At 40.5% G+C, this 24,263-nt stretch carries 22 protein-coding genes; 13 read left to right on the forward strand and 9 right to left on the reverse strand.

From position 1 onward, the window contains the following. Nucleotides 1-308: 308 nt before the first annotated feature. Both AC504W_RS23635 and pheT read right to left on the reverse strand, forming a co-directional pair. Nucleotides 309-578, reverse strand: coding sequence for a YciI family protein (locus tag AC504W_RS23635; protein ID WP_096580529.1), 270 nt, complete (start codon nt 576-578; stop codon nt 309-311). Between the two features lie 80 nt (nt 579-658). Beyond that, entirely contained in the window at nt 659-3,094 is a 2,436-nt protein-coding gene (pheT, locus tag AC504W_RS23640; RefSeq protein ID WP_494874639.1) for a phenylalanine--tRNA ligase subunit beta, read from the reverse strand. A gap of 760 nt (nt 3,095-3,854) precedes the next feature. Between pheT and fusA the strand changes: the two genes are divergently transcribed. The 4 genes from fusA to AC504W_RS23660 all read left to right on the forward strand — a co-directional run bounded on the left by fusA (nt 3,855) and on the right by AC504W_RS23660 (nt 10,587). Then, the gene (fusA, locus tag AC504W_RS23645) at nt 3,855-5,858 is read left to right on the forward strand and encodes an elongation factor G (RefSeq protein ID WP_494874640.1); all 2,004 of its coding nucleotides are present in this window, start codon (nt 3,855-3,857) and stop codon (nt 5,856-5,858) included. 83 nt (nt 5,859-5,941) lie between these two features. Further along, on the forward strand, nt 5,942-6,094 hold the full coding sequence (locus AC504W_RS23650; protein WP_494874641.1) for a hypothetical protein: 153 nt from the start codon (nt 5,942-5,944) through the stop codon (nt 6,092-6,094). Nucleotides 6,095-6,324: 230 nt separating this feature from the next. Continuing rightward, nucleotides 6,325-9,951: a pre-peptidase C-terminal domain-containing protein gene (locus tag AC504W_RS23655; protein WP_494874642.1), complete on the forward strand. Its 3,627-nt coding sequence runs from the start codon at nt 6,325-6,327 to the stop codon at nt 9,949-9,951. 87 nt (nt 9,952-10,038) lie between these two features. Further along, entirely contained in the window at nt 10,039-10,587 is a 549-nt protein-coding gene (locus AC504W_RS23660; protein WP_494874643.1) for a hypothetical protein, read from the forward strand. On the opposite strand, the gene AC504W_RS23665 is transcribed toward AC504W_RS23660, so the two are convergent. Next, complete coding sequence (locus AC504W_RS23665) at nt 10,554-11,309, reverse strand: lipoate--protein ligase family protein (RefSeq protein ID WP_494874644.1); 756 nt, start codon at nt 11,307-11,309, stop codon at nt 10,554-10,556. The genes AC504W_RS23660 and AC504W_RS23665 overlap by 34 nt on opposite strands. Nucleotides 11,310-11,319: 10 nt before the next feature. Continuing rightward, on the reverse strand, nt 11,320-11,799 hold the full coding sequence (locus AC504W_RS23670; RefSeq protein ID WP_494874645.1) for a YbjN domain-containing protein: 480 nt from the start codon (nt 11,797-11,799) through the stop codon (nt 11,320-11,322). Nucleotides 11,800-12,061: 262 nt separating this feature from the next. Here AC504W_RS23670 and AC504W_RS23675 point away from each other — a divergent pair, with 262 nt between their 5' ends. Beyond that, nucleotides 12,062-13,114: an aromatic ring-hydroxylating dioxygenase subunit alpha gene (locus AC504W_RS23675; protein ID WP_494874646.1), complete on the forward strand. Its 1,053-nt coding sequence runs from the start codon at nt 12,062-12,064 to the stop codon at nt 13,112-13,114. On the opposite strand, the gene AC504W_RS23680 is transcribed toward AC504W_RS23675, so the two are convergent. Continuing rightward, complete coding sequence (locus AC504W_RS23680; protein WP_494874647.1) at nt 13,093-13,731, reverse strand: hypothetical protein; 639 nt, start codon at nt 13,729-13,731, stop codon at nt 13,093-13,095. The genes AC504W_RS23675 and AC504W_RS23680 overlap by 22 nt on opposite strands. A 119-nt stretch (nt 13,732-13,850) precedes the next feature. Here AC504W_RS23680 and AC504W_RS23685 point away from each other — a divergent pair, with 119 nt between their 5' ends. From AC504W_RS23685 to AC504W_RS23700, 4 genes are all read left to right on the forward strand, one after another. Beyond that, a complete protein-coding gene (locus tag AC504W_RS23685) occupies nt 13,851-14,165 on the forward strand; it encodes a hypothetical protein (RefSeq protein WP_096580541.1) in 315 nt (104 codons plus the stop codon). Beyond that, nucleotides 14,155-14,523 carry a pentapeptide repeat-containing protein gene (locus AC504W_RS23690; RefSeq protein ID WP_103123572.1) on the forward strand — a complete coding sequence of 123 codons (369 nt, stop codon included), beginning with the start codon at nt 14,155-14,157 and terminating at the stop codon, nt 14,521-14,523. The genes AC504W_RS23685 and AC504W_RS23690 overlap by 11 nt, the downstream gene beginning before the upstream one ends. A 300-nt stretch (nt 14,524-14,823) precedes the next feature. Further along, nucleotides 14,824-15,300 carry a GNAT family N-acetyltransferase gene (locus AC504W_RS23695; protein ID WP_494874648.1) on the forward strand — a complete coding sequence of 159 codons (477 nt, stop codon included), beginning with the start codon at nt 14,824-14,826 and terminating at the stop codon, nt 15,298-15,300. Between the two features lie 172 nt (nt 15,301-15,472). Further along, the gene (locus AC504W_RS23700; RefSeq protein WP_494874649.1) at nt 15,473-15,931 is read left to right on the forward strand and encodes a GNAT family N-acetyltransferase; all 459 of its coding nucleotides are present in this window, start codon (nt 15,473-15,475) and stop codon (nt 15,929-15,931) included. 47 nt (nt 15,932-15,978) lie between these two features. On the opposite strand, the gene AC504W_RS23705 is transcribed toward AC504W_RS23700, so the two are convergent. Together AC504W_RS23705 and AC504W_RS23710 are read right to left on the reverse strand one after the other, a co-directional pair. Beyond that, nucleotides 15,979-16,791, reverse strand: coding sequence for a DUF1838 domain-containing protein (locus AC504W_RS23705; RefSeq protein WP_494874650.1), 813 nt, complete (start codon nt 16,789-16,791; stop codon nt 15,979-15,981). Nucleotides 16,792-16,886: 95 nt separating this feature from the next. Continuing rightward, nucleotides 16,887-17,732 (reverse strand): GGDEF domain-containing protein, encoded by an 846-nt coding sequence (locus AC504W_RS23710; RefSeq protein ID WP_494874652.1) that lies wholly within the window; start codon nt 17,730-17,732, stop codon nt 16,887-16,889. Between the two features lie 346 nt (nt 17,733-18,078). On the opposite strand from AC504W_RS23710, the gene AC504W_RS23715 reads away from it, so the two are divergent. Continuing rightward, nucleotides 18,079-18,402: a hypothetical protein gene (locus AC504W_RS23715; RefSeq protein ID WP_096580551.1), complete on the forward strand. Its 324-nt coding sequence runs from the start codon at nt 18,079-18,081 to the stop codon at nt 18,400-18,402. 132 nt (nt 18,403-18,534) lie between these two features. Here AC504W_RS23715 and AC504W_RS23720 read toward each other — a convergent pair whose 3' ends face one another. Then, the gene (locus tag AC504W_RS23720; protein ID WP_494874653.1) at nt 18,535-19,350 is read right to left on the reverse strand and encodes a M15 family metallopeptidase; all 816 of its coding nucleotides are present in this window, start codon (nt 19,348-19,350) and stop codon (nt 18,535-18,537) included. A gap of 100 nt (nt 19,351-19,450) precedes the next feature. Between AC504W_RS23720 and AC504W_RS23725 the strand changes: the two genes are divergently transcribed. Continuing rightward, nucleotides 19,451-20,368, forward strand: a complete 918-nt coding sequence (locus AC504W_RS23725; RefSeq protein WP_494874655.1) for an AEC family transporter — start codon at nt 19,451-19,453, stop codon at nt 20,366-20,368. Between the two features lie 41 nt (nt 20,369-20,409). On the opposite strand, the gene AC504W_RS23730 is transcribed toward AC504W_RS23725, so the two are convergent. Beyond that, the gene (locus AC504W_RS23730; protein WP_096580557.1) at nt 20,410-20,928 is read right to left on the reverse strand and encodes a phosphoribosyltransferase; all 519 of its coding nucleotides are present in this window, start codon (nt 20,926-20,928) and stop codon (nt 20,410-20,412) included. 71 nt (nt 20,929-20,999) lie between these two features. Here AC504W_RS23730 and AC504W_RS23735 point away from each other — a divergent pair, with 71 nt between their 5' ends. Together AC504W_RS23735 and AC504W_RS23740 are read left to right on the forward strand one after the other, a co-directional pair. Further along, nucleotides 21,000-22,439, forward strand: coding sequence for an MFS transporter (locus tag AC504W_RS23735; RefSeq protein WP_494874656.1), 1,440 nt, complete (start codon nt 21,000-21,002; stop codon nt 22,437-22,439). Between the two features lie 167 nt (nt 22,440-22,606). Next, a complete protein-coding gene (locus tag AC504W_RS23740) occupies nt 22,607-23,374 on the forward strand; it encodes a class II glutamine amidotransferase (RefSeq protein WP_096580561.1) in 768 nt (255 codons plus the stop codon). The last annotated feature ends 889 nt before the right edge of the window (nt 23,375-24,263 follow it).

The raw sequence follows: 24,263 nt of genomic DNA on the forward strand, positions 1-24,263 counted from the left end.
ATAACTAAACTGACACATATAGGAATCCGCGTTGATTTCTGAAATAATTTGCGTAATACCATTTCAAGAAAATCTTGATGCAAATTCATTGGTTTTTAATTCTTTCCCCCTGCTCCCTGCTCCCTGCTCCCCTGCGGCCTATTTGTATCAAACTTAAAGTGAAATGGTATAAGCAGGGAACAGGTAAGAAGGAATAAAAGTGGATTGAGTTGTTTTCTCCAAATCAAATATGAATACTATAGACAGCAATAATTAAATAGATAAAGCAAAATTTAGGAGCAAAAATTTTTGCTCCTGAGTTTGCTAATTTAAACAGCTTGAATCCACTCTTTGATAGAGTATTCTGTCCAAATACCATTTTGCCAATAGGGGTCATTTTCAATTAATTGGCGGACAGTGGCTTCGTCTTCAGCTTCGTAAATCCCAAAAACTTTGGTGATATCTTTGGTTGGGCCGATGGTAATTAACACACCAGATTCTTTTTGTTGGGCTAAACCATCTAAATGAGCTTGACGGTAAGGAGCGCGTTTTTCTAGAACGTCGTCGCAGTAAGTTCCCCAGAGTACATATTTAGGCATAGCTAATCAATTAAAAACGCAAATTTAACAATGAATAATAGTGAGTGATGAGCTATAAATCAACTCATCACTGCTGATGTTTAACTTCTCAGGTTAACGCCGAATTTTTCTACCAAGGCTTCACGAACTTTGTTGTGTACAGGTTCGACTTCGGCATCGGTGAGAGTGCGATCGCTGGCCCGATATACTAGACGAAATGCCAAACTCCGCTGTCCTTGGGGGACATTTTCGCCACGATATTCATCAAAGATTTCGACAGATTCTAGTAAACCTTTACCTGCTTTGGTAATGGCTTTTTCAATTTCTCCCACAGAAACTTTTACAGAAGCGAAAAAGGCGATATCGCGATCGCTGGCTGGGTAAGTAGAATAAGATGTGAATGTGGGAATGAGAATTTCATCTTGATCTAAAGCATCCAAAAAGACATCTAAATCTAATTGGAACAGATATACAGAATCTGGTAAATCTTTTTCGCGCCGCAGTTGGGGATGCAATTGACCAAATACACCCAGTCGGTTTCCGCCTATCCACAGAGAAGCAGTGCGACCAGGATGTAAACGCTCATCACGACAATCTGGTTGATATTCTACTGAGATTCCGCATTGTTGAAAGATGCTTTCGAGAATACCTTTGGCTTCAAACCAAGTCATTGGTTGTTCCCGTCCACCTTTTGACCATTTGCCCAGGTTTCTGTCTCCTCCTAAAATACCAGCGATCGCATCTGCTTCGCGCAAACCGTCTTCTTCTTGCTGGAAAATTCGCCCAATTTCAAAGCCGTTAAGAGAACCATTACCTTGTTCTAAATTGTATTGGAAAGCATCAATCAACCCAGAAAGTAACTCTGTACGTAATGCCGAATATTCTGTAAATAAAGGATTACTTAATACTATCTGGCGATCGTCCCCTGGTTTAACTAAAGAATACTGAATTAATTCTGTCAAACCTTCCGCCCTGAAAGATGCACGCAATTTCCTTACCAATTCCTGGTCTATTGGCAAATAGCCAGCTTCCGCTTTTTGTGGCAACGTATCGCAGAAATGATCATAGCCGTAAAGACGAGCAATTTCTTCAATTAAGTCAATTTCTCGTTCTAAGTCACGGTAACGGTAGGGAGGAACAGCCACATTCCAAGTTCGTTCGTCTGTTGATGTTAGCTGACATCCCAAGGCAGTTAAAATTCTGACAACATCACTTTCTTGTAATTCGCCTGTGTCTTCACCTAAGTCAACAGGCCCTAATACTTCATTAACTCTATCTAACCGCAGTGCAATAGAACGACTCCAAGTCGCTGGATCGGGACGAGTATCAGCAATTTCTTGATGAATAATTACACCGTTAGCTAATTCGCTAATTAAAGCTAAAGCACGACGACAGGCGACTTCCAATTCTGCCCTGTTTACGCCCCGTTCATATCTCCCGGAAGCTTCACTGCGTAAACCCACACTACGAGAGGAACGACGAATAGCTACGGAATCAAATAAAGCTGCTTCTAAAACTAAGTTTTGCGAACCTTCATAGACTTCCGTTTCTTCTCCCCCCATAACTCCGGCTAAAGCCACAGGTTTTTCGTTAGCGGTAATTAACAAATTCTGGGTTGTTAAAGTGCGAGTTTGTCCATCTAAGGTTTTCAAGGATTCTCCTTGATTAGCAAACCGCACACCAATAGTTAAATTGCCATTACCAGCAACAGTTTGTAAACGGTCTTTGTCAAAAGCGTGGAGTGGTTGTCCCCATTCCAACAATACATAGTTAGTAATATCAACTACATTACTAATAGGACGCACACCCGCAGCCCGTAAGCGTTGTTGCAACCACTCAGGCGACGGGGCAATTTTTACTTGTTCAATGACTGTACCAATGTATGCAGGGCAAGCTTGGGTATCAGCAATTTTTAAACCTAACTTACCTGGATTTTGCGTGATTACTACTTCCCCAGGTTCAGGAATACTCAATTTACCACCAGTCAATGCAGCAACTTCTCGCGCTATGCCTACCATACTCAAAGCATCAGCACGGTTAGCAGTCGCAGTCACATCTAAAATTACATCATCTAAACCCAGCAACGGGCGGACATCACTACCCACCGATAGATTTTCTTCAGAAAAAATATGAATTCCATCTACATCATTCGGCAAACCCAGTTCTTTTAAAGAACAAATCATGCCTTGAGAAGGGACACCGCGCAGTTTTGCCGGTTTAATTTTTAAATCGATGTTCGGTAAATAAGTGCCAACGGTGGCAACTGGGACAAAAATATCTGCGCGGACATTAGCTGCACCGCAGACAATATTTAAAGTTTCTGCCGCACCGACATCTACTTGACACACACTTAATTTATCAGCGTTGGGGTGGGGTTGACGCTCAAGCACTCTCCCCACAACAACGCCATTTGCCCAAGTGCGGCGGTCTTCAATATCTTCGACCTCAAACCCAGCCATTGTCAGGGTATGAGCTAATTCTTCTGGGCTTAGTTTGACTTCTACTAGTTCCCGCAGCCAGTTCAAAGAGATACGCATGGAGTGTGCTTGTTTTAGGAATCGTCTTTTGCTTCAATTTTAGGGTTTCTGATGGCAATAGCTAATCAATTGCATCAGGCTGACCCATTCACTTGAATGATCCTACTACGTTGCACTTCAAAAGTCTGACAAACTCTCTTTGATTAGTACTGGGAGCGATCGCACCCTTAAATTATCATGACAAAATGAATTTCTGCACAAAAATCAGCTGAATATTTTTTAGCAAAAAACGCAAATTTTAGTAAATATTAAGCTCATCTGATGAAGATAAATGGCATCTATTACAGACACAATCACCACTGTATTAGACACTACATACTCAGGTAATAATGAGAATTGATAATCCATCTCTAGTTAGATGGAATGTATAGTAAGTAATTTGTTTATTAATTGAAAGAAAAGGAAATGAATTGCATCGTTCTTCAGCATTGGGCTGAGAGATTTCTTAGTACACCATGCGATCGCACTTGGTTTGCATACCACCACTTGAATTTGTGTGAAAGGTGCGTTGGATGCCCGTGGTACCAAGCTCATGCCTTGATACCGTCAGGTAACACAAGGATTTTTGTATAACGCAGAATTCAGGAGTCAGAATCGAATTATGTGGTGATGGTGAATAATGTTTTAAATTTCAGCTAGGGCAACCATTAATAATTTTTCTGTATGATCAGCCTTTTCTTTTTGTAATACTACAACTATAATACAAAATATATTACCAGTTAAATGGTAACTGTTTGTCGCTTAAATAAAAGGAAATGTTATGATCCCCCGAACACGCGTCCGCAATATTGGTATTTCTGCTCACATCGACTCTGGTAAAACTACGCTGTCAGAGCGAATTCTCTTCTACACGGGCAGAATCCATGCTATTGAGGAGGTGAAGGGAGGTGGCAAGGGTGCAACGATGGATTTTATGCCAGAGGAAAAGCTGCATGGAATTACTATTACCTCCGCGGCCACAACTTGTCAGTGGCGTGATACCCAAATAAATTTAATTGATACCCCAGGTCATGTTGATTTCACTATAGAAGTAGAGCGTGCCTTGCGGGTGCTGGATGGGGCAGTGATGGTGTTGTGTGCTGTGGCGGGTGTGCAGTCCCAGTCCATCACAGTGGATCGGCAGATGAAACGCTACCGTGTGCCGCGGCTGGCATTCATCAACAAAATGGATCGAATGGGTGCAGATCCGTTTCGTGTAGTACAGGCTATCCGCGATCGCTTGCAATTAAACGCTGTGTTGTTGCAATATCCCATCGGTAGCGAAGATAACTTCCAAGGTGTGATTGACCTAGTGACAATGCAAGCACATTACTTTGAAGGCGAAAACGGCGAAAATTGGGTCAAACAGCCAATTCCCCAAACACTTTTAGAAGCAGCACAACAGGCGCGGGAGAAATTGCTAGATGCTTTGTCACTATTCTCCGAATCGATGACTGAAATGCTATTGGAAGGTAAGGAAATTCCTCAAGAACTGATTTGGCAAGTTATCCGCCAAGCAACCTTGAGGCTGGAACTGACACCTGTACTGCTGGGTTCCGCATTCAAAAACAAAGGAGTGCAAAACCTACTGGATGCGATCGCCCTTTATTTACCATCTCCCATCGATAGGGAAGTAGTCAAAACAGCAGAATCAGTCAGTGTTTACCCTGAGCCTGATGCTGCTTTAGTGGCTTTGGCATTCAAACTCACTCTTGAATCTTTCGGTCAGCTAACCTACACCCGCATTTACTCCGGCACATTAAAACCGGGTGATATTGTGTATAACTCCCGTACTGAACAGCGAGTGCAAATCGGGCGCTTGGTGAGAATGCACGCCAACAAGCGTGAAGAGTTGCCAGTGGCTGTGGCTGGAGATATTGTGGCTTTGTTGGGTGTTGATTGTGCTTCGGGCGATACATTATACACGGGAGACACACCAGTGTTTCTAGAAAGAATGTTTGTCCCGGAACCAGTGATTACACTGTCAGTTACACCAAAAAAACAAGAAGATAGCGATCGCCTAGCCAAAGCTCTCAACCGCTTTCAACGGGAAGACCCCACATTTCGAGTAAGTATCGACCCAGAATCAAAAGCAACTTTGATTTCTGGTATGGGTGAACTGCATTTGGAGATTTACCTAGAGCGGATTCAACGGGAATATAATGCTGAGGTTTATGTCGGTACTCCGGCTGTGGCGTATCGGGAAACCATTAGCCAAAAAACTCAATTTGATTACCGACTCAAGAAACAATCTGGTGGTACCGGTTTATATGCTCATGTAACTGGGTGGATTGAACCAAACGATGAACCATTTGTGTTTGAGAATCGGGTAGTTGGCGGTGCGATTCCTAAAGAGTATATCCCCGCTTGTGAAAAAGGTTTCCGCGAGGCGATGACAACAGGAAAACTGTCAGGCTATCCGGTAACTGGGGTGAAAGTCGTGTTGGCTGGTGGTTCCTATCATCCAATTGATTCTTCTGAATTGGCGTTTCGTTCTGCTGCTCATCAAGCACTAGAAAATGCGATCGCCCAAGCCAAACCCTATATACTCGAACCAATTATGCTCGTCGAAGTGGAAACACCAAACGAGTTCATAGGTAGAGTCCAGGGTGATATATCATCCCGTCGCGGCTTGCTGCTGAGTTCCGAGACAATGCAAGGATACTCTGTGATTCGCGCCGAAGTACCACTAGTGCAGATGTTTGGCTATTCTACAGACTTGCGATCGCTCACTGCTGGTATGGCAACTTTTTCAATGGAATTTGCCTGTTATCGCCAGTCTTAAATCCACACTTGCCACTAGCATCTTGAATTAGTTTTTTAGGGACACTATTATTTTGTGTCCCTTTTGTTTGATTAAACTCTATTTTGGTGAAAATTCTGCCTTCATCAAATGAGAAACTAGCGATCGCTATTACCGCTGGACGACTCAAAAATCCTGAGATGGCAATCCCCGCAAATGTTTGCAAGAGTTTTGCTATTGATATGTTGACTTTTGATGAACATTATCTAGTTACTTAATTGACATAACAAGTATATTTACGTAAAGTGTCTTCTTAAGAAGATTACATTTGGTGTTAATATGTAACGCGTAAAAGCCTTTATCGATAAGCAGCATTATATGTATATCAGCTAAAGCATAGTTTTTTGCTCCAGGCAATTAACAATGCTCACTTTGTCATACCCATTAAGTCTGTTGTCAAGACAAATATTCCCAAATTATTGAAGCTAAATACCAAAACAGAGCATTTATGAATACCTTATACAGCAACACTAACGAGCATCTACCATTTCTCAACCCTCTGACCAATCAACTAGATCCGTTACAAAATCCACTGCAAAACTTATCAAAACCACAACTTGGTCAAAGCCAAATTTCTGATTCTCTAGCGATCGCACTGGATTTCATCGAGAGTAAGCTGCAAGAATTCGCCCAGGCTCCTAATGCTTATGAAAAGCTGAACTTTGTTTTTGATATTAAAAATGCCAGTGCAGTAAATACTCGTTTAGCAGACTGGCAGAATAAAGTTTTCACAGATCGTCCAGACATTCTCTTTTTAAGTGATGCAGAGTTGCAAGGTGCATTTGGGGCTTATTCTGCTGAAAGAAATACAATCTATTTGTCAGAAACTCTGACTCAGCAAGACCCGTTGACAGGGCTGGCAAAGGTTTTACTAGAAGAGTATGGTCATGCTCTAGATCAGCAGTTTAATTCTGGCGGTGATACACCAGGAGACGAGGGTGAACTGTTGAGCCAGATTGTGTTAGGTACAGTAATTAGCGATCAAGAGTTAGCTCGGTTAAGAGGAGAAGACGATCGCGGTACTTTAAATTTAGATGGTGTAGATGTTGCGGTTGAATTTGATAACACCATTGGAACAGCTGTAAATGTTGGTACATTAAGCGGTAATCGAACTTATTCTGGCTCTGTGGGTAGTACAGACCTGAATGATTACTATCGTTTTACTCTTGGTAGTGCCAGCAACTTTAGCTTGAATTTAAGTGGTTTGTCGGCGGATGCAGATGTTGAACTGCTCAATAGTAGTGGAGTGGCGCTCGCTAGTTCCCTGAATAGTGGGTCAAGTTCTGAAAGCATTAGCAGTCACTTAACTGCTGGAAACTACTATGTACGGGTATATCCTTACAGTAGTACCACTACTTCTTACAACCTCAGTTTTACAGCCAGTGCCGATGCTGGTAACAGCTTAACTTTAGCTCGTAACATTGGCACCTTAAGCGGTACTCGCACATTCAACGATTTTGTTGGTAGTACCGACACAAATGATTACTATCGTTTTACCCTTGGTAGTGCCAGTAACTTTAGCTTGAACTTAAGTGGTTTATCGGCGGATGCAGATGTCGTATTGCTCAATAGTAGTGGAGTGGCGATCGCTAGTTCTGCTTTAAGTGGTACAACATCAGAGAGTATTAACAGCCACTTGGCCGCCGGGAATTATTACGTCAGAGTATATCCTTACGGTAGTGCGAACACTTCTTACAACCTCAGCCTCACAGCCAGTGCCGATGCTGGTAACAGCCTAACTTTAGCTCGTAACATTGGCACCTTAAGCGGTACTCGTACATTCAACGATTTTGTCGGGAGTACCGACCTAAATGATTACTATCTTTTCAACCTCAGCACCGCAAGTAACTTTAGCTTGAATTTAAGCAATCTGTCCGCTGATGCCGATGTCGTATTGCTCAACAGTAGTGGTGGGACTATTCAAAGTTCTGCTTTAGCGGGAACAGCATCAGAAAATATCAGCCGTCAGTTAACTGCTGGAAATTACTACATCCGAGTATATCCTTACAGTGGAAATACAAATTACACGTTGGCTCTCTCAGCAACTGCCATTCCCACTATAGTTGATGGTGCGGGCAATACTTTAGCCACAGCCCGAAACATTGGTAACTTGAGCAGCAGTCGTTCTTTCCAAGATTTTGTGGGTAGCATTGACACCAACGACTATTATCGTTTTGCTCTGACTCAAAGTAGCAATTTTAGTTTGGCATTGAATGGTTTGAGTGCGGATGCAGATGTACAACTGCTCAACAGTACTGGTGGGGTAATTGTCAGTTCAGCGGCGAGTGGCTCAAGTGCTGAAAGCATCAACCGACAGTTAACAGCAGGGACATATTATGTTCGAGTGTATCCCTACAGTGGCAATACTAATTACAACTTAACACTCGCTGCTACCGCAGTGTCTCAGCCAGATGGTGCTGGTAATACTTTAGCCACGGCTCGCAACATTGGCACTCTTAGTAGTAGTCAGTCTTTCCAAGACTTTGTAGGTACAATTGATACCAACGACTACTATCGCTTTAACCTCACTCAAACTAGTAACTTTAATTTGCTCCTGAATGGTCTGAGTGCAGATGCAGATGTACAACTGCTCAATAGTACTGGTGGATTGATTCAAGGGTCTTATGGAGAATATTCTCTCTCTGAATCTATTACCCGTACCTTGAATGCAGGTACTTACTATATTCGGGTTTATCCTTATACTAGTAGTACCAACTACAACTTAACTCTTTCTGCCACAGCCGTTACGTCAACTGATGGTGCTGGTAATACTTTAGCAACAGCCCGAAACATTGGTACTCTAACTGGCAGTCGTACCTTCCAAGATTTTGTTGGTAGTAGTGATACCAATGATTACTATCGTTTTAACGTCACCCAAAATAGTAATTTTAATCTGGCTTTAAGTGGATTGAGTGCGGATGCAGATGTGCAATTGCTAAACAGTAGCGGTCAGACTATTGCTAGTTCAGTTGCCAGTGGATTGGGTTCGGAATTAATTACTCGCACTTTGGGGGTAGGAACTTACTATGTTCGAGTTTATCCTTTTTCCACTGGTAATACTAACTATCAATTGGTGCTGACAGCCAGTGCCGCATCTAGTGATTTTAGCCCTACCTATGGATATGGTTTGGTGAATGCTGCTGCCGCTGTAGCTAGGGCAATTGGGCAGACAACTCCCTTTGCCAATGTTGCCGATTTAGGCGGTAACAATTGGGGGAATGATTTGGTGAATTCTCCCGAAGTTTGGGCTAGGGGTTATACAGGGCAAGGTGTGGTAGTAGCTGTGATCGACTCAGGGGTAGATATTAACCACTCTGATCTTAGAAATAACATTTGGCGTAATACTGGAGAAATTGCTGGGAATGGAATTGATGATGATCGCAATGGCTACATAGATGATGTAAATGGTTGGAATTTTGGTCAGAATCAAAATAACAATAATGTCCTACCAGGAACAACTTCCAGGGGTCAAACACATGGAACTCACGTAGCTGGAACAATTGCTGCTAGTAATAATGGGGTAGGTATTACGGGGGTTGCTCACCAGTCTCGGATTATGGCGATTCGGATGGGAGATGTGAATGACCAAGGACGATTCACTAATGCTGGTAGTCTTGCTGCCGCAATTCGCTATGCCGTAGATAATGGTGCCAATGTCATCAATATGAGTTTGGGATGGACTGATTCAACCGAATTGAGAGATGCTCTAGCTTATGCAGCCAGCCGCAACGTCATTACAGTCAGTGCAGCGGGTAATAGTAGTCTTGCTTCTCCTGGTACTCCTGCTTATTATGCAACTCAGTATGGTTTGTCTGTTGGTGCAATTGATATTAACCGTAATATTGCTGACTTCTCCAACCGCGCAGGTACTAACAATGCCATACAGCATATCGTTGCGCCTGGAGTTCAGATCTACTCAACTATTCCTGGTAATAGCTATGGCTTTTCCAGTGGGACTTCTATGGCGGCTCCCCATGTGGCTGGTGTAGTAGCGCTGATGTTAAGTGCGAATCGTAACCTGACCCATGCTCAAGTGCGAGACATTCTCACTGACTCTAGTGTCAGATTGTTCTAGCTTCTGCAACTCATTTGCCAAGCGGAACATAGGTACATCAATGTTCCGCTAACATGAATTCTTGTTCCTAGCGCCGCAATTTAACCTATGAAGCTGATCAAAAAGTTTGGAAAAATCAAGCAAGGAATATTAGTTTTGATCTTGGGGTGTAGCGCCTCATTAACAGCAGGAAATTTGGTTGGAGGTTCTGATTCAATGACACAGGTGAGTTTTCCTGGGCCGATTACTCTTTCTCAAAAACAACTTCCTCATCAGTCTCAAGGAATTAGTGGTTTTGTTATTTATCTTAGTGGTAATCACATATCTACGAATCAACCTGATGAATCGAGAGGAAATTCACAGCCAGTTAGTACCAAAATTTGGATATTTTCTGGAAAAATTCTCAGCATAGGTTCTCCCCGTTGGCCTTTAGACAAAGCAAAAAAACATCCTAGGTTGATTGGTTGGACAGTGAGTGATGCTAATGGAAAGTTTCAGGTCGGGTTGCCTTCTGGAGAATATACTGTATTAGCAGAGTATGGTGCGGATCTTTATTTGAATAAATTTTTAGGAGATGGGAGCTTTGCTTCGGTTCAGGTGATAAATAACCAAGTTACTGAGGTTCAACTCTTCAACGATGAAAATGCCGCATTTTGATTATTTGAGTAGATTATAATTTCTTCCCATTCAAGTGGTGAAAATTGTTGTATTTCTATTTCCATATCAAAACAATTTTGTGCAGCAGCAATCAAAGCCGTCATAATTTGTTCGAGACTGTAAGGAAACTGCAAGTTAGTTAATGACTCTGTATCAAATACTTTTGCAAACAGTTCCGCATCTGGTTGCAAGCGGATGGAACCATGTTGCAAAATTACGTTACCGCGTTTTAATTGAGCGCTACCAATGAGTTTCGCGCCATTGGGTAAAATTAAATCTGCGCCTGTCGCTGTCCCAAAACAATTGGGGTTATGGATGTAGCCTCGCCCAGATGTACCATAGCTTAATTCCACACCGAGCGATCGCCATCCTTGAATTAAAAATTCGCAAATTTTTGTATATGCTTGTAAACGGTTTCCAGCCAAACCCGATGTAATTACAGCGTATGTTAAATCACCTTGGTGTAATACTGCTCTACCACCAGTAGGACGACGCACTACATCTAGTTTTTTACCTTGCCAAGTTAAATTTTCCCAAGCTTGGGGATATTGTTTTTGATGATAACCGAGAGAAATAGCAGCTGGCGACCAAGTATAAAAGCGCAGAGTTGGAGGATGCTTTGTGGAATGGTGTTGTTCTAATAACCATTTATCGATCGCCATCTGCACATTACCAGAGGCTTCTAAAAAAGGAATCAGTCGCCATACCTGCTTGTTAGACATTAATTAATACTTAAGCTGCACCAAAGTTAGATTGTAAAACTTCATCGTTGTTATCGGCGATCGTGGCAACAATTGTAATTAAGCGCGAAACTTCCCCTGGAGACAACTCGGCTAATGTACGTGTTGAAATCACCACGACTTGATTTTCAATTATGCCAAAACGAGCTTCAAAAGTACTAGAGCAGTTCATCTCTAAAAGTTGACGCATTAATTTTGGTTCATCGTTGGCGGGTAACTTTAACACCACAGACCACACTGTAATTGTGTCTTCATCGGTTGTACCTGTGAGTTGAACAAACACTTCCACGCTACCGTAGTTAAACTTCCAGAGATAAGCACCTTCTGGAGTGTGGCTAACCATTGCACTGTCGTCTTGTTCTAAAGAGTCAATGACGTTTTCAATTACTTCTAGATGGTTGATAGTTGCTGTCTCCTCAAGTAGTTCCTGAATGAATTCATCGTTAGTTAAGGTTTCTTGGTAGCTTGCCATAGAAATTATCGATTTAATATGTTTACTGGTAGATCAACATAGAATTCAGCAGCTAGGATTCAGAATTCAGTATGAATACTGTTCAACTAGCGGATGAATAAATGGGTTTAAATGCCCATTTCTCTGATTTTTGGAATCTGACTCCTGAATTCTGCTGTAACTACACATACTTTATAACTTGTCAGCAAAATTAGTTTTAGCTCCCTAGGTGATAATCTGGTCATCAGTGACCTGGCTAACGCGAAAAAGGATGGGCTGAATTATGTCATCTCTCTCTCAAGCTGTGCAAACTTGTGATGTGCGTCAATTAGGGATTAATCCTAATCACTGGTATGTAGTTGCACGGAGTAATGAGGTAACTAATAAACCTGTGGGCGTGATAATATGGCATCAGGCGATCGCACTTTACCGCGACAGTACAGGCAAAATTCACGCCTTAGCAGACCGCTGTCCCCATCGCCAAGTTAAACTAAGTCACGGGCAAGTTATCGGTAATGAATTGGAATGTGCTTATCACGGTTGGCGTTTCAATTCATCTGGTGAGTGTACAGAAGTGCCTTATTTAGCAGCAAATCAAAAATTACCAAACTGTCAAATTCGCCGCTACCCCGTGCAAGAACAAGACGGTTTTATTTGGTTATTTCCTGGCGATGCAGAACCATCTAATCAACCTTTGGGTTTACCAGAATGGGAACATTTGAATTATATTGCCTCAGTTGCAGTGATTAACTGTCAAGCCCATTATTCTTATTTAATTGAAAACTTGATGGATATGTATCACGGACATTTACATCAAGATTTACAAGCTTGGGCGGCAGCATCTTTACAGCATATTGATGAAGATGATCATCGTGTAGATGCTCATTATACAGCCCAAAGTTATTACAAAATAGATAAAATATGGTCAATATCCCAGTTATTTTTTCCAGCTTTGCGACGATTACATCCTGAACCATTGGATGTGAGTTATATCTATCCCCATTGGCAATCAACTTTAGGCAAAGATTTTAAAATTTACTGTTTATTGTGTCCGATAAATGAAACTCAAACCAAAGCTTATTTAATTCACTTCACCTCACTCAATGCCTTTTGGCGATTACATAAATTACCTATATGGTTCCGTCGATTTATTAAAAATAGTTTATTTAATGCTGCCCAAAAATTACTGGAAGGTTTAGTAGTTCAAGATGTAGAAATGATTGAGGAAGAACAACAGGCGTATTTACAAAATCCCCAAAGACGCAATTATGAACTGAATCGAGCGTTAGTGAGTGTACAGAAATTGATGCGGAGTCAAGTTGAAAAATTAGGCTGAGATATCAGTAAATTATCTAGTTGTAATTCGCATTGTTGAAAAATATAGTTGACGGCGGCAAATAAATTGTCTAATTCATAAATAGTGTAGGGTGTAATATTTCTGGTAAAATTTTGTGCTTCTAGTTTACCAAATTGCCAGACTGCACCATTAGAAACAATCCCATAGATAACTACAGATAAATCTTGATTTAGTCTTTGAGCAGCAATCATTTCAGCTAAACATTGCGACCAACCTGCTTCAAAATTATCTTGCTTGGCTTCTACTAAAATAAAATATGGTTTATCAAAAACTATTTTCCCTAAAGGCGAACGTCTAGCCAAAATATATTCAGGAAAACCTGATAATTGCTCATCATAATTTAGTGATTGATGACTCCATAAAGTAAACTTACTGTTGTACTGTTTCCAAACTTCTTTCAGAACTGGATAAATTAAGTTCTCACAAATAGCAAACTCGGAATTATCAACTACACCTTCGCGCATAACAATTGCTAAGTCTTCTCGAAAATAATCAGTAATATTAAACTCTGTTGCTAGAACAAAATTAGATTCTGTATAGATAATCTGAAATGTTTTGAGAACTTCGCTAATAGATTCATAACTACTAAAAGCCATATTTACCTCCTGAAGAATAACTTTACCTTAGCTGTATTTTCCAGTTTGCAACAATAATTGTAATCAAGGGCGATCGCCAAGTATCTTAGAAATAGGTTTGATAGTTGTGGAGTGCGATCGTGAATACTCAGGAATTCCTACGATTGATCGACAAACAAGTCTCATGTCCCCAAACCCTACCAAAAGCGCTGCAAGCTCTGTGGTATGACAAAAAAGGAAATTGGAACCAAGCTCACGAAATAGTCCAAAATGCCAATGATGTTGATAGTGCTTGGGTTCACGCCTACTTACATCGCCAAGAAGGTGACTTGCATAATGCACGTTATTGGTATCACCGCAGTAGTCAACCAGAGTTTATAGGCGAGCTAAACCAGGAATGGGAACATATTACTTCTCTATTACTGAAAAAGGTCAACACAACTCATGGATGCTGAACAACTCAAGCGCAGTTACGCCGCAGGTGAAAGATATTTTCCCGCAGCAAATTTAAGTCGAGCTAGATTAATCTCCGCTTACTTACCAGGAATTAATTTGTGGGGAGCAGACTTGAGTCAAGCTAACCTAGCCAAAGCTAAACTCTGGGGAGCAGACTTGAGTCAAGCTAATTTGGCTCAGGCGAATTTGACACGAGCTAATTTATGCGGTGTCAAATTAAAAGAAGCAAATCTCCGGGGTGCGAAACTCAACTTTACTAAGCTGTATGGTGCAGATTTAAGTGGTGCTTATTATGATGACAGCACCCGCTTTTCTAGAGGATTTGACCCTGTAAAGAACAATATGCGAAAGTTTTAATTTTGGCAGGATTGAGATAGCGAATACTTGCCATCAAGCTAATTTCGATTTGACAGTAATTCCCCATCTAATACCGTTTCACTTTAAGTTTGATACAAATAGACCGCAGGGGGCAGGGAGCAGGGAGCAGGGGGAAAGAATGAAAAACCCATAAATCTGTATCATTTTTTTCGTGAAATAGCATAGAATCTCAAATGCTATAAGTCATCAGTGCGCGCAGAAAAGCTATCTGCATCATGTACATTGGTAAGCAGTACAAACACGTATACATCTGATGAACACACAGTACTGGAGTTGCCTATGATTCGAGCTAGTACGCCTGATGATTCAGCAGCGTTAATCGCGATCGCTGTAGCCGCAGAGCTATTCCCCGCAAACGAAACCGCAGAACTGAGCAACGTGCTGGAGAGTTACTTCAGCGGCAACATCGGCGAGGGTCATGTGTGGCTCACCGATGAGGAGAATGGACAGCCGTGCGGAGTCGCTTACTACGCACCTGCCCCGTTTACGGATGGGACATGGGACTTGTTAATGATTGTTGTGCATCCCAACTACCAGAGGCAAGGGCGAGGAAAAGCACTAGTGGAGTATGTGGAAAATACTTTACGGGCAAGTGGTCAGCGGATTTTGTTGGTCGAGACTTCGGGGCTTCCCAGCTATGACCGAGCGCGGGCTTTCTACACAAAGTGCGGTTTTGAAGAGGAGGCGCGTATTCGTGACTTCTACAAGGCTGGGGAAGATAAGGTGGTGTTCCGCAAGGCGTTGAATGCGGAATAGACCATACACAGTGCTATGGAGTCAGGAGCTTAACTCATCCTATTTCTGACCCGATGCAATGTGTTTCGTGAGAGTCCATACTTTACGATGAGAAATTGTCAGCTAAATTGACAGATAGCGAGAATGATTGGTATAGCCTATTGTTTCAATTTTAAGAATCTACAGGTGCATTGTGAATATTAACTATCAAAAAGCGGCTATTTCCGATCTAACGATTCTTTTGGAACTTGTTGAGGAGTTTCATGAAACTGAAAACCTCCCATTTAATAAAAATAGCGATCGCAATGTACTCATAGAGTTGTTGATGAATGAATCTTTTGGACAAATATGGCTGATTTTGCAAGAGGATGAGGTAATTGGCTATATTGTTTTGACGTTAGGTTACAGCCTAGAATACCGGGGTCGAGATGCTTTTGTGGATGAATTTTATCTTCGTCCAAAGCATCGTGGACAAGGTATCGGTACGCAGACTTTGATATTTGCAGAGGAAATTTGCCATAATTTAGGAGTTCAAGCTCTTCATCTAGAGGTAGACTTTGAAAACCTCAAAGCTCAAAAACTCTACCATCGAGTTGGCTATCAAAAACATGAGCGTTTTCTGATGACAAAGCTGATGAATGAAGAAGCTTGAATTCAGCTATTCACCAATTCAGCAACGCCAAATTATCCAGATTATTATCATTCCTCAGCTGCTGGTAAGGGAAAAATTTCACCTGCTAGGTAAGCATCAAAATGCTTTTGAAAATACAGCCAAGAAGTCATATCTTCCCCATCAGAAAATGCTTTAGGAGCTTGTTTATATAAAGGAAGGCGCTGATTAATTTCATCTTGTAGTACTTGGGGTAATCCTGCTAAACCGCTAACTTTGCTACCCACAGCACTATAAATGAGATTACCAGTGCGATCGCCCATTTTCATCCAAGGTAGCCATTGACCAATCCTATCCCAACTCAGCTTTAGTTGAGAAACTGAATTGAGTTCTGGATTAAATAAATCTGCGGTGGGGACAGTTAATTTAAATAATTCTGCGGCTTGGTAAGTTTTATATGGACTATATTCGGCAAATTTGGGATTTTCTGCCAAGGGATTTGGATATGTCGGAAAAATATCAAAGACAAAAGTTGTACTGTCTCCCTCGACTTGCGCCGGAAATTTACCATTAAAATGTCCTTGCACGGGATTATTTGCAACGTGTAACACAGGTACAGTTTCACCAGTCCAGGGATTTTCCCATTTGGGCAAAATTTCTTCTGTTTCTGGGTTTAAGTAATAAGTCAGTTCACGAGAAGTAAAATCCCAACTACCTTCTTCTGTGGAAATACACCGACTGACACTCACTCCCAACATTTTAAATAAGAGTTTTCTTTTCTCTCCGGGAATAAAACTATAAATTTTACCTTTCCAACTTAAAAATGTAGATTCACTAGAGTCGAGAGAAGAGCGAGTTTTTACCCAATGTTGCACCTCTAATTCTTTAATTTCTGCTACCATTTTTTATTACCTCATTAACTGATTAAACAAAGGGTAGTCTTAAATAGGTCAAAATGACGACTAGCAATGCTAAATTTTAGATTTTATCCTCAAGCCTAATTTGTTGATAATTCATGGTGGAGTAAGTTTTTCCCCTTTTTTTTGGCACCATACATTAAATTATCGGCTCTCTCAAGCATTTCAGTTACTGAAGTTGGTGGTTTAATAAAAGTAATTGCACCAATACTAAATGTTACAGGCCAATTTTGTTCCTGCATGGCAGATGATAGAGTTCTTTGCAATCGCTGTAATACTATTTCTGATGCTTCATAACCAGTTCGTGGTAATAAAATAGCAAATTCATCACCACCTATTCTGGCGATTATATCAATTTTACGCAGATTCTTTTTAGCATTTTCTGCTACTAAGCATAGTAGGCGATCGCCAACAGTATGTCCAAATTGGTCGTTAATATATTTAAAATTATCTACATCAAAATAAGCAATAGTTAAATGCTCTTTATGTCTTAAAGATTTATGAATTTCAATATTTACTAATTCCCAAAAAAATGACCTGTTATGTAATCCTGTTAAATTATCAGTACGCGCCAGCTTTTCTAAATTTTTTAATGTATTTTTTTGTTGTGATAAAAGATAATTTGTAAATAAAAAAAACACTAAAACTACAATCGTATTCCAATAAGGTACTAGAGGGTGTAAATAGTGAAAGTTTGGTCTTTGATTGACCAAAAAATTTGTAACTGCACTAATCAAAGAAACTACTACCCCACTACAGTTATCAGCAAACCATGTGGCAATACCAATCGGAATTAAATAAAAGATTGCTATTAAAATTTCTGGTGGTATCTGGTAATCTAACCAACCTATCAAGGCTATAAATAAGGCACTGAGCAATATTATGCACCATTTAGGTTGATTCTCTAATATTTTGATTAAATTCATATTCCCTCAGCTTAACTGCAACATTTTTTGCAGTTCTTTGTGGGTTATCAGCTTACACCTTACTTTTCACCCAACCATATATTCTCTCTTTTGTCAATCTTAATAAAATCAATTATATAAACATCATAATCTACACTGATGATAATAAATAAAAATAATAATTATGGATTAAAGATAGGTAAAATCTGATGATCAAGCTACTTTATGCAACACAAGTAATTTAATACATAGTTAAAGTTAGGCAAGTTAAAAGTTGAAATCATCTCCTTGAATTATTAGACATTTCTCCGGATAAAGGAAAAAAAGACTGAATAATACTTCACATAATTTCTCTACACCAAAACCTATGGAACTGCCTCAACGCGTGTCAATTCGCTACAAAGACACTTCCTACAATATCAGTGAGATCCGCCTAAAAACTTTTCAACTTGCATTCAAAATCTGGGAAGAACAAAGTAAACCCAGAAAAACCGAGCTTTATGACTTTATATTAAATTGTCTCAAACAATTTGACCGCCAAGACCGTTTTGTTGTTTCCTATCTATTCTTAGAATTAACAGATATGATCCGTAATTCTTCTTTAGATAGAGGGATGAGAGAGGTGTTAATTAAAACATGTTTTAGAGAGTTTGCCTGTGCATTAACAGATTTTGAAAATGCGGAAAAATAAAGTCACCCCAAAAATTGTTTGTCACTCGTAAGAATTAAGGAGTCAGAATTCAGAATTGAATTTTAGATTGTCAATTAGTGGGGAAAAGACCAGCCACTAATTGATGCGGAATTCTGACTTTTCTCTTCTTCTTTAAGGTGATGCCTTAGCTGGTTTTAAATTTCTGGCTTTATAGAACATTTCTAGACTTTGGCGATCGCCTACGAACCTCCAATGCCAAGGTTCATAACTCACACCTTGCACATTATCTTTAGGGAAAGACATCTCAAAACCAAAGCGGGCTGCATTGGCTTGTAGCCACCCAAAAGCTTTAGTTTTATCAAAGTCAGCCTGGAGATTAGTCACAGGTGCTGCGCCGTCTCCAATATCCGCCGCATAACCAGTGTGATGTTCACTATGGCCAGGCGGCGCACTCAGTGCGGCTCTTTGGGCTGGGGTTTGATTTCGCTGCGCTCCTATATCGAAAAATAATTGCTCTTGTTCTTTCACAGAGCGAAAAGCAGAAATTGGCACCAAAATTACACCTGCACTCCGCGCTGCTTGCGTCATAGCGCGAAACTTTTCCGCCGCAGTCTTTCGCATTCTCATCCGACGATCTGCGGTAATTGGCGCTAACTCTGACTCTGGTGCTTCTGGGTATGCTAAATGCCCCAATACCACATTATTATCTTGAGAATTTCCAGAGTTATTAGTGGTTGGAGTTGTACTGAGAGAATTAGCAGGCGATGATTGAGAATCGGCGGTTTTTTTCGGTGTAGTGAGAGAAAAGAAAAAACCACTAACTATAGCCAGCAGGATAAATCCCGCGACTCCCCCAATGAGCAAAACCAAAGGTTGTAAAGGTGTCTTAGATGCGACATCAGGAGTATCGCGTAAAGCCACTGGAATGTCATCACCTGTATCACCGGACGAATTTGGGGGTTTTCCAGAAAACCCAGCTTTATTCAAGGGTTAACTCCTGCTTTTGTGCAAAATTCATAACAGACTGTAGACTGGACAGAGATTAGCATATTCGGTACATTTTACATCTGTCTTTGTTGGCGAAATTTTGGCAAACCTCCTAGAACTATACGTCAAACTGGTAGGCTTAATCTTAATCGGATTTTTCCTGGGACGGAAACTACCTACCACAGTTCCAACGCGTTTGGGTCAGTGGCTTTTTTGGGTAGGAGTACCTGTAAGTATTGTTGCTTTTTTACGTCAAGCTGACTTATCGGCACAGATTTGGATTGCCCCGGCGATCGCTCATTTAGCAATTTTCTTGGGGGCATTTTTGGCTTGGTTAACTATTAAAAGCCAAGCTTATCTAACAAATACAACTTTCCAGCACCCAACTCAGGGAAGTTTTATTTTAGCGGCAATGGTCGGCAATACAGGTTATATCGGCTTTCCTGTGACTTTAGCAATGGTAGGCCAAGATTATTTTGCTTGGGCTTTATTTTACGATTTACTAGGGTCATTGTTTGGCGCTTACGGTCTGGGTGTCGCCCTAGCATCTCGGTTTGGCGATGGTGGGACAAACTATTGGCAAATGGCTCAGGCTATCTTGATTAATCCCGCTCTGTGGAGTTTTGGTTTTGGCTTACTGTTTCGTCAAGTTAGTATCTCTACCACTGCGGAATTTTATTTAGAGAAATTGGGGTGGTGTGCTGTAGCTTTATCTTTAGCCTTAATTGGAATGCGACTTTCTCGGCTCAATTCTTGGCAAAGAGTCCCACAAGCAGCCGTTAGCTTGGCAATCAAAATGCTCCTAGTTCCGCTGCTTCTCGGCAGTACTTTATCACTTTTTGGCGTGTCTGGTTCCGCTGCTAAGGTAATTGTTTTGCAAATGGCCATGCCGCCAGCATTTGCCACAATGGTGTTAGCCGAAACCTTCAATCTTGACCGCGACCTCGCCGTGACTTCCTTAGCACTGGGAGTAATACTGTTGCTGATGACTCTACCTGTTTGGCTGTGGCTATTTTAGATTTTGGATTTTATCGCATCCTCTCAAGCGGTTTAATTTTGTCAACATAGTTGACTCATTTTTTCTGCCAAAGCTGCGGGATTTGTATGTTCGTAATGTTCAAAAGGCTGATGAATCCAGGGATTATCGGGTAAGTAATCAACGTAATAATCGGGTTTGATGACCGAACAGGCTTTATACCAAATAACGGCGCTGCGGACTTCTGCAATGGGAGAATCAATATTTTCCTTTAGCCAGGGAACAGTTTGCTGAAGGGTGATGCCAGAATCTACCAAATCATCAATTAAAAGAATGTGGGAACCCAACTGTTCAGTAGTCATCGTCAAATGATGAGAAAAGGTGAGATTGCCTCTTTCTTGTTTACCGGGGCCACTGTAGGATGATGTAGCTAAAATTGCTAGTGGTTTTTGATAAATTCGAGAAATAATATCTCCGACTCGCAGTCCGCCTCTGGCTAGGCAGACAATTTGGTTGAATTCCCAACCAGATTGATACACCTGAACCGCCAGTTGTTCAATTTTATAGTGATATTCTGACCAAGAAACGTAAAGGTCTGGCATAAAGAAAGTGATTTTGAGGTAATACTGATAGCGATCGCAAATTTTTTATTCTAGTACGAGCGCCAGATATTATGAACGATTCTGCCCAAAATGGGTCTTTGAGTGGAAAACTGGACTTGAAAACAAAACTAGCTTACGGTGCGGGCGATTTAGGCCCGGCAATTACTGCTAATATTTCGATATTTTTCTTGCTAGTTTTTTTTACAAATGTCGCTGGTCTGCCCCCAGGTATAGCTGGTAGCGTATTGTTAATTGGCAAAATTTGGGATGCAGTTAACGATCCTTTTGTCGGAACGTTGACTGATAAAACAAAATCTCGGCGTTGGGGTCGTCGGCTTCCTTGGATGTTATATGGTGCAATTCCTTTTGGTATTTTCTTTTTCTTGCAGTGGATTGTACCGCAATTTAGTAGCGATCGCAGTACTAATATTTCGGCTTTGTTTTGGTATTACGTGGTAATTGGGCTGATTTCTCAGGTTTTTTACACTGTGGTGAATTTGCCTTACACGGCCATGACTCCTGAACTTACCCAAGATTATGATGAACGCACCAGTCTCAACAGTTTCCGATTTACTTTTTCCATTGGTGGCAGTATTTTATCGCTGATTTTGGCGCAAATAGTTTTTTCGCAGATTGCTGACCGCCAACAACAATATTTTGTCTTAGCTGTAATTTGTACCGTCATTTCTGTTGTCTCTTTATATTGGTGCATTTTTGGAGTGCGCGATCGCATTTTAGCCTTTGAAGCTAAACGTATCCAAATTCCAGAACCCCCATCTCTACCATTTTTTGAACAGTTAAAAATCGTTTTTACCAATCGACCGTTTCTGTTTGTCATTGGCATATATCTTTTTTCTTGGTTAGGCGTGCAGATCACCGCCAGCATCATTCCCTATTTTGTTACTAATTGTATGGGTCTGAAAGAAGCTGACGTACCTACAGTGATGATTGCTGTTCAAGGTACTGCATTAGTTATGTTATTCGTCTGGAGCAATTTAAGTAAAAAAATTGGCAAAAAATTGGTTTATTTTCTCGGTATGAGTTTATGGATTATCGCCGCAGCCGGACTATTTTTCTTACAGCCAGGTCAATTGGTGTTGATGTATGTCATGGCTGTAATGGCTGGCGTTGGTGTGTCTACAGCTTATTTAGTTCCTTGGTCAATGATTCCCGATGTGATTGAATTAGATGAACTCCAAACTGGACAACGCCGCGAAGGAGTATTTTATGGTTTTATGGTTTTGTTGCAGAAATTTGGATTAGCTTTTGGGCTATTTTTAGTAGGTAATGCCTTACAATCTGCTGGTTTTAAAGAAGCTGTGGTTGGACAAACAACTCTACCTATTCAACCAGAATCTGCACTCACCGCTATTCGTTTTGCTGTTGGCCCCATACCAACTGTTTGTTTAATTTGCGGTTTAGTTTTGACATATTTTTACCCAATTACTCGTGAAATGCACGCAGAAATATTGTTAAAACTAAAAGCACGTCGGGAAACGATAGAAAGTTAGGAATTCGGAATTTTTCCTCAACAAATGTTTTTCTGCACTATTTGAACTGAAATTATTTAGAGTAATGTGTTTTTAATACTTTATAACAACGACATACCGGATTGCTTTAAGAAGTCCGGTATCTGATTCTTGCGTTTTTCACAACATCAAACTAATAGTTCGTAATTATGTGCCAACTGCTAGGGATGAATTGCAATGTTCCCACAGATATTTGTTTTTCCTTTGAGGGTTTTTCAGCACGAGGAGGAAAAACAGATGATCATAGTGATGGTTGGGGGATTGCATTTTTTGAAGGAAAGGGATGTCGGCTATTGTTAGATGACAAACCTTCTGTTACATCTCCAGTAGCAGATTTGGTACGGCGCTATCCCATCCACTCTACCCATGTTATCGCCCATATCCGTAAGGCAACTCAGGGCGAGGTAGCCTTAAAAAACTGTCATCCGTTTCAAAGGGAACTGTGGGGTAGGTATTGGGTCTTTGCCCATAATGGCAATTTACCAGATTTTCATCCCCAAAATATGGGCTTTTACGAACCAGTGGGAAACACGGATAGTGAAAAAGCATTCTGCATCATCCTAGAAACTTTGCGAGAAGCTTTTCCGCATGGTAAACCTCCCTTAGACAAACTTAATTTTGTCCTCCGTCAAATTACGGCTGAAATAGCCAAAGTAGGTGTTTTTAACTATTTGTTATCGGATGGAGAACACTTTTTTGCTCACTGTTCAACGAAACTCACCTACATTGTACGTCAAGCTCCCTTTGCCGCAGCCCACTTGATTGATCAAGATATGACTGTGGATTTTCGGGAGTTGACTTCGCCAAGCGATCGCGTCGCCGTCATTGCTACTACCCCCCTCACCGATAATGAAGTCTGGACAACCATCCAACCTGGAGAATTGCTGGTTTTTCAAGACGGACTACCCCAAAAATAACCAGAAAATAGATCTATTTCTCGTAAATCCTAGCTTGCAACATTCTCAATAATCCCAGGCTGGGCAATTTTTCTAATTTAAAATCATTTGACTTTTGGCTTCCGCCTTGTGGTACTAGTGTAAGCCTTAATGTCAGACTTACAGATATGCGCCTTTTAATAAATAATTTTTATTGTTATTCCAGTTAAATGGCTGACTTGAAAAAATGTTAAGGGGTAAAGTTCTTTTTTCAATCTAAAATATAAGCTTCGCAAAAAATAATTTAAGCAAAATTTTCTATTTATGCTTTCCTTTAGGTGAATTATCCCATATCCAAACTTTGGCTAGTACATCAAGACTTTGTATCATGCACAAGTTGTATTCAGGAGTTATAAATTGATTGTAAATTTCCGCAAAAAATTTCATATCTACAAAAAAATTAACAATCTTTATCAATACCGAAAAATTACAAAAGCTTGAATAGTAATTCTAAATCCTCATCACCATAGATAAAGGAATAGGTTAATAATCTTTTTATTTTACATTCATTATGGATTACATAATTATCCTGTCGATATCTACCCAAAGCGACTGAAGTAAGCCCAGTTTTATTAAAGGAAATTTCTCTATTTACTTCCTTTAACATATTTCTTTGCTATCAAAAAGTGAATAATACACAAATACAAGTATTGGTATGCTTATTTATATACCTTTGCTAATGACTGTAAAGAGTATGTAAAGATGCCTTTAGTGAGAATAGACACCTCAGTAAATATACAGTACAATTTAAATAAATTATTTAGATATTACCTAGCTACTAAGCTAAATAATCATAGGCAATAGCCCACAATGACATCATGGGAGCGCCTTTCTGTGTCACATACATCTTTAAGCTTGATTTGTCGATGCT

It is taken from the genome of Nostoc sp. C96 (assembly GCF_059384975.1).

Coding starts and splice junctions, on each gene's coding strand:
- AC504W_RS23635 (WP_096580529.1), bottom strand. CDS start 578: ATGCCTAAATATGTACTCTGGGGAACTTACTGCGACGACGTTCTAGAA.
- pheT (WP_494874639.1), bottom strand. CDS start 3,094: ATGCGTATCTCTTTGAACTGGCTGCGGGAACTAGTAGAAGTCAAACTA.
- fusA (WP_494874640.1), top strand. CDS start 3,855: ATGATCCCCCGAACACGCGTCCGCAATATTGGTATTTCTGCTCACATC.
- AC504W_RS23655 (WP_494874642.1), top strand. CDS start 6,325: ATGAATACCTTATACAGCAACACTAACGAGCATCTACCATTTCTCAAC.
- AC504W_RS23660 (WP_494874643.1), top strand. CDS start 10,039: ATGAAGCTGATCAAAAAGTTTGGAAAAATCAAGCAAGGAATATTAGTT.
- AC504W_RS23665 (WP_494874644.1), bottom strand. CDS start 11,309: ATGTCTAACAAGCAGGTATGGCGACTGATTCCTTTTTTAGAAGCCTCT.
- AC504W_RS23670 (WP_494874645.1), bottom strand. CDS start 11,799: ATGGCAAGCTACCAAGAAACCTTAACTAACGATGAATTCATTCAGGAA.
- AC504W_RS23675 (WP_494874646.1), top strand. CDS start 12,062: ATGTCATCTCTCTCTCAAGCTGTGCAAACTTGTGATGTGCGTCAATTA.
- AC504W_RS23680 (WP_494874647.1), bottom strand. CDS start 13,731: ATGGCTTTTAGTAGTTATGAATCTATTAGCGAAGTTCTCAAAACATTT.
- AC504W_RS23690 (WP_103123572.1), top strand. CDS start 14,155: ATGGATGCTGAACAACTCAAGCGCAGTTACGCCGCAGGTGAAAGATAT.
- AC504W_RS23695 (WP_494874648.1), top strand. CDS start 14,824: ATGATTCGAGCTAGTACGCCTGATGATTCAGCAGCGTTAATCGCGATC.
- AC504W_RS23705 (WP_494874650.1), bottom strand. CDS start 16,791: ATGGTAGCAGAAATTAAAGAATTAGAGGTGCAACATTGGGTAAAAACT.
- AC504W_RS23710 (WP_494874652.1), bottom strand. CDS start 17,732: ATGAATTTAATCAAAATATTAGAGAATCAACCTAAATGGTGCATAATA.
- AC504W_RS23715 (WP_096580551.1), top strand. CDS start 18,079: ATGGAACTGCCTCAACGCGTGTCAATTCGCTACAAAGACACTTCCTAC.
- AC504W_RS23730 (WP_096580557.1), bottom strand. CDS start 20,928: ATGCCAGACCTTTACGTTTCTTGGTCAGAATATCACTATAAAATTGAA.
- AC504W_RS23735 (WP_494874656.1), top strand. CDS start 21,000: ATGAACGATTCTGCCCAAAATGGGTCTTTGAGTGGAAAACTGGACTTG.
- AC504W_RS23740 (WP_096580561.1), top strand. CDS start 22,607: ATGTGCCAACTGCTAGGGATGAATTGCAATGTTCCCACAGATATTTGT.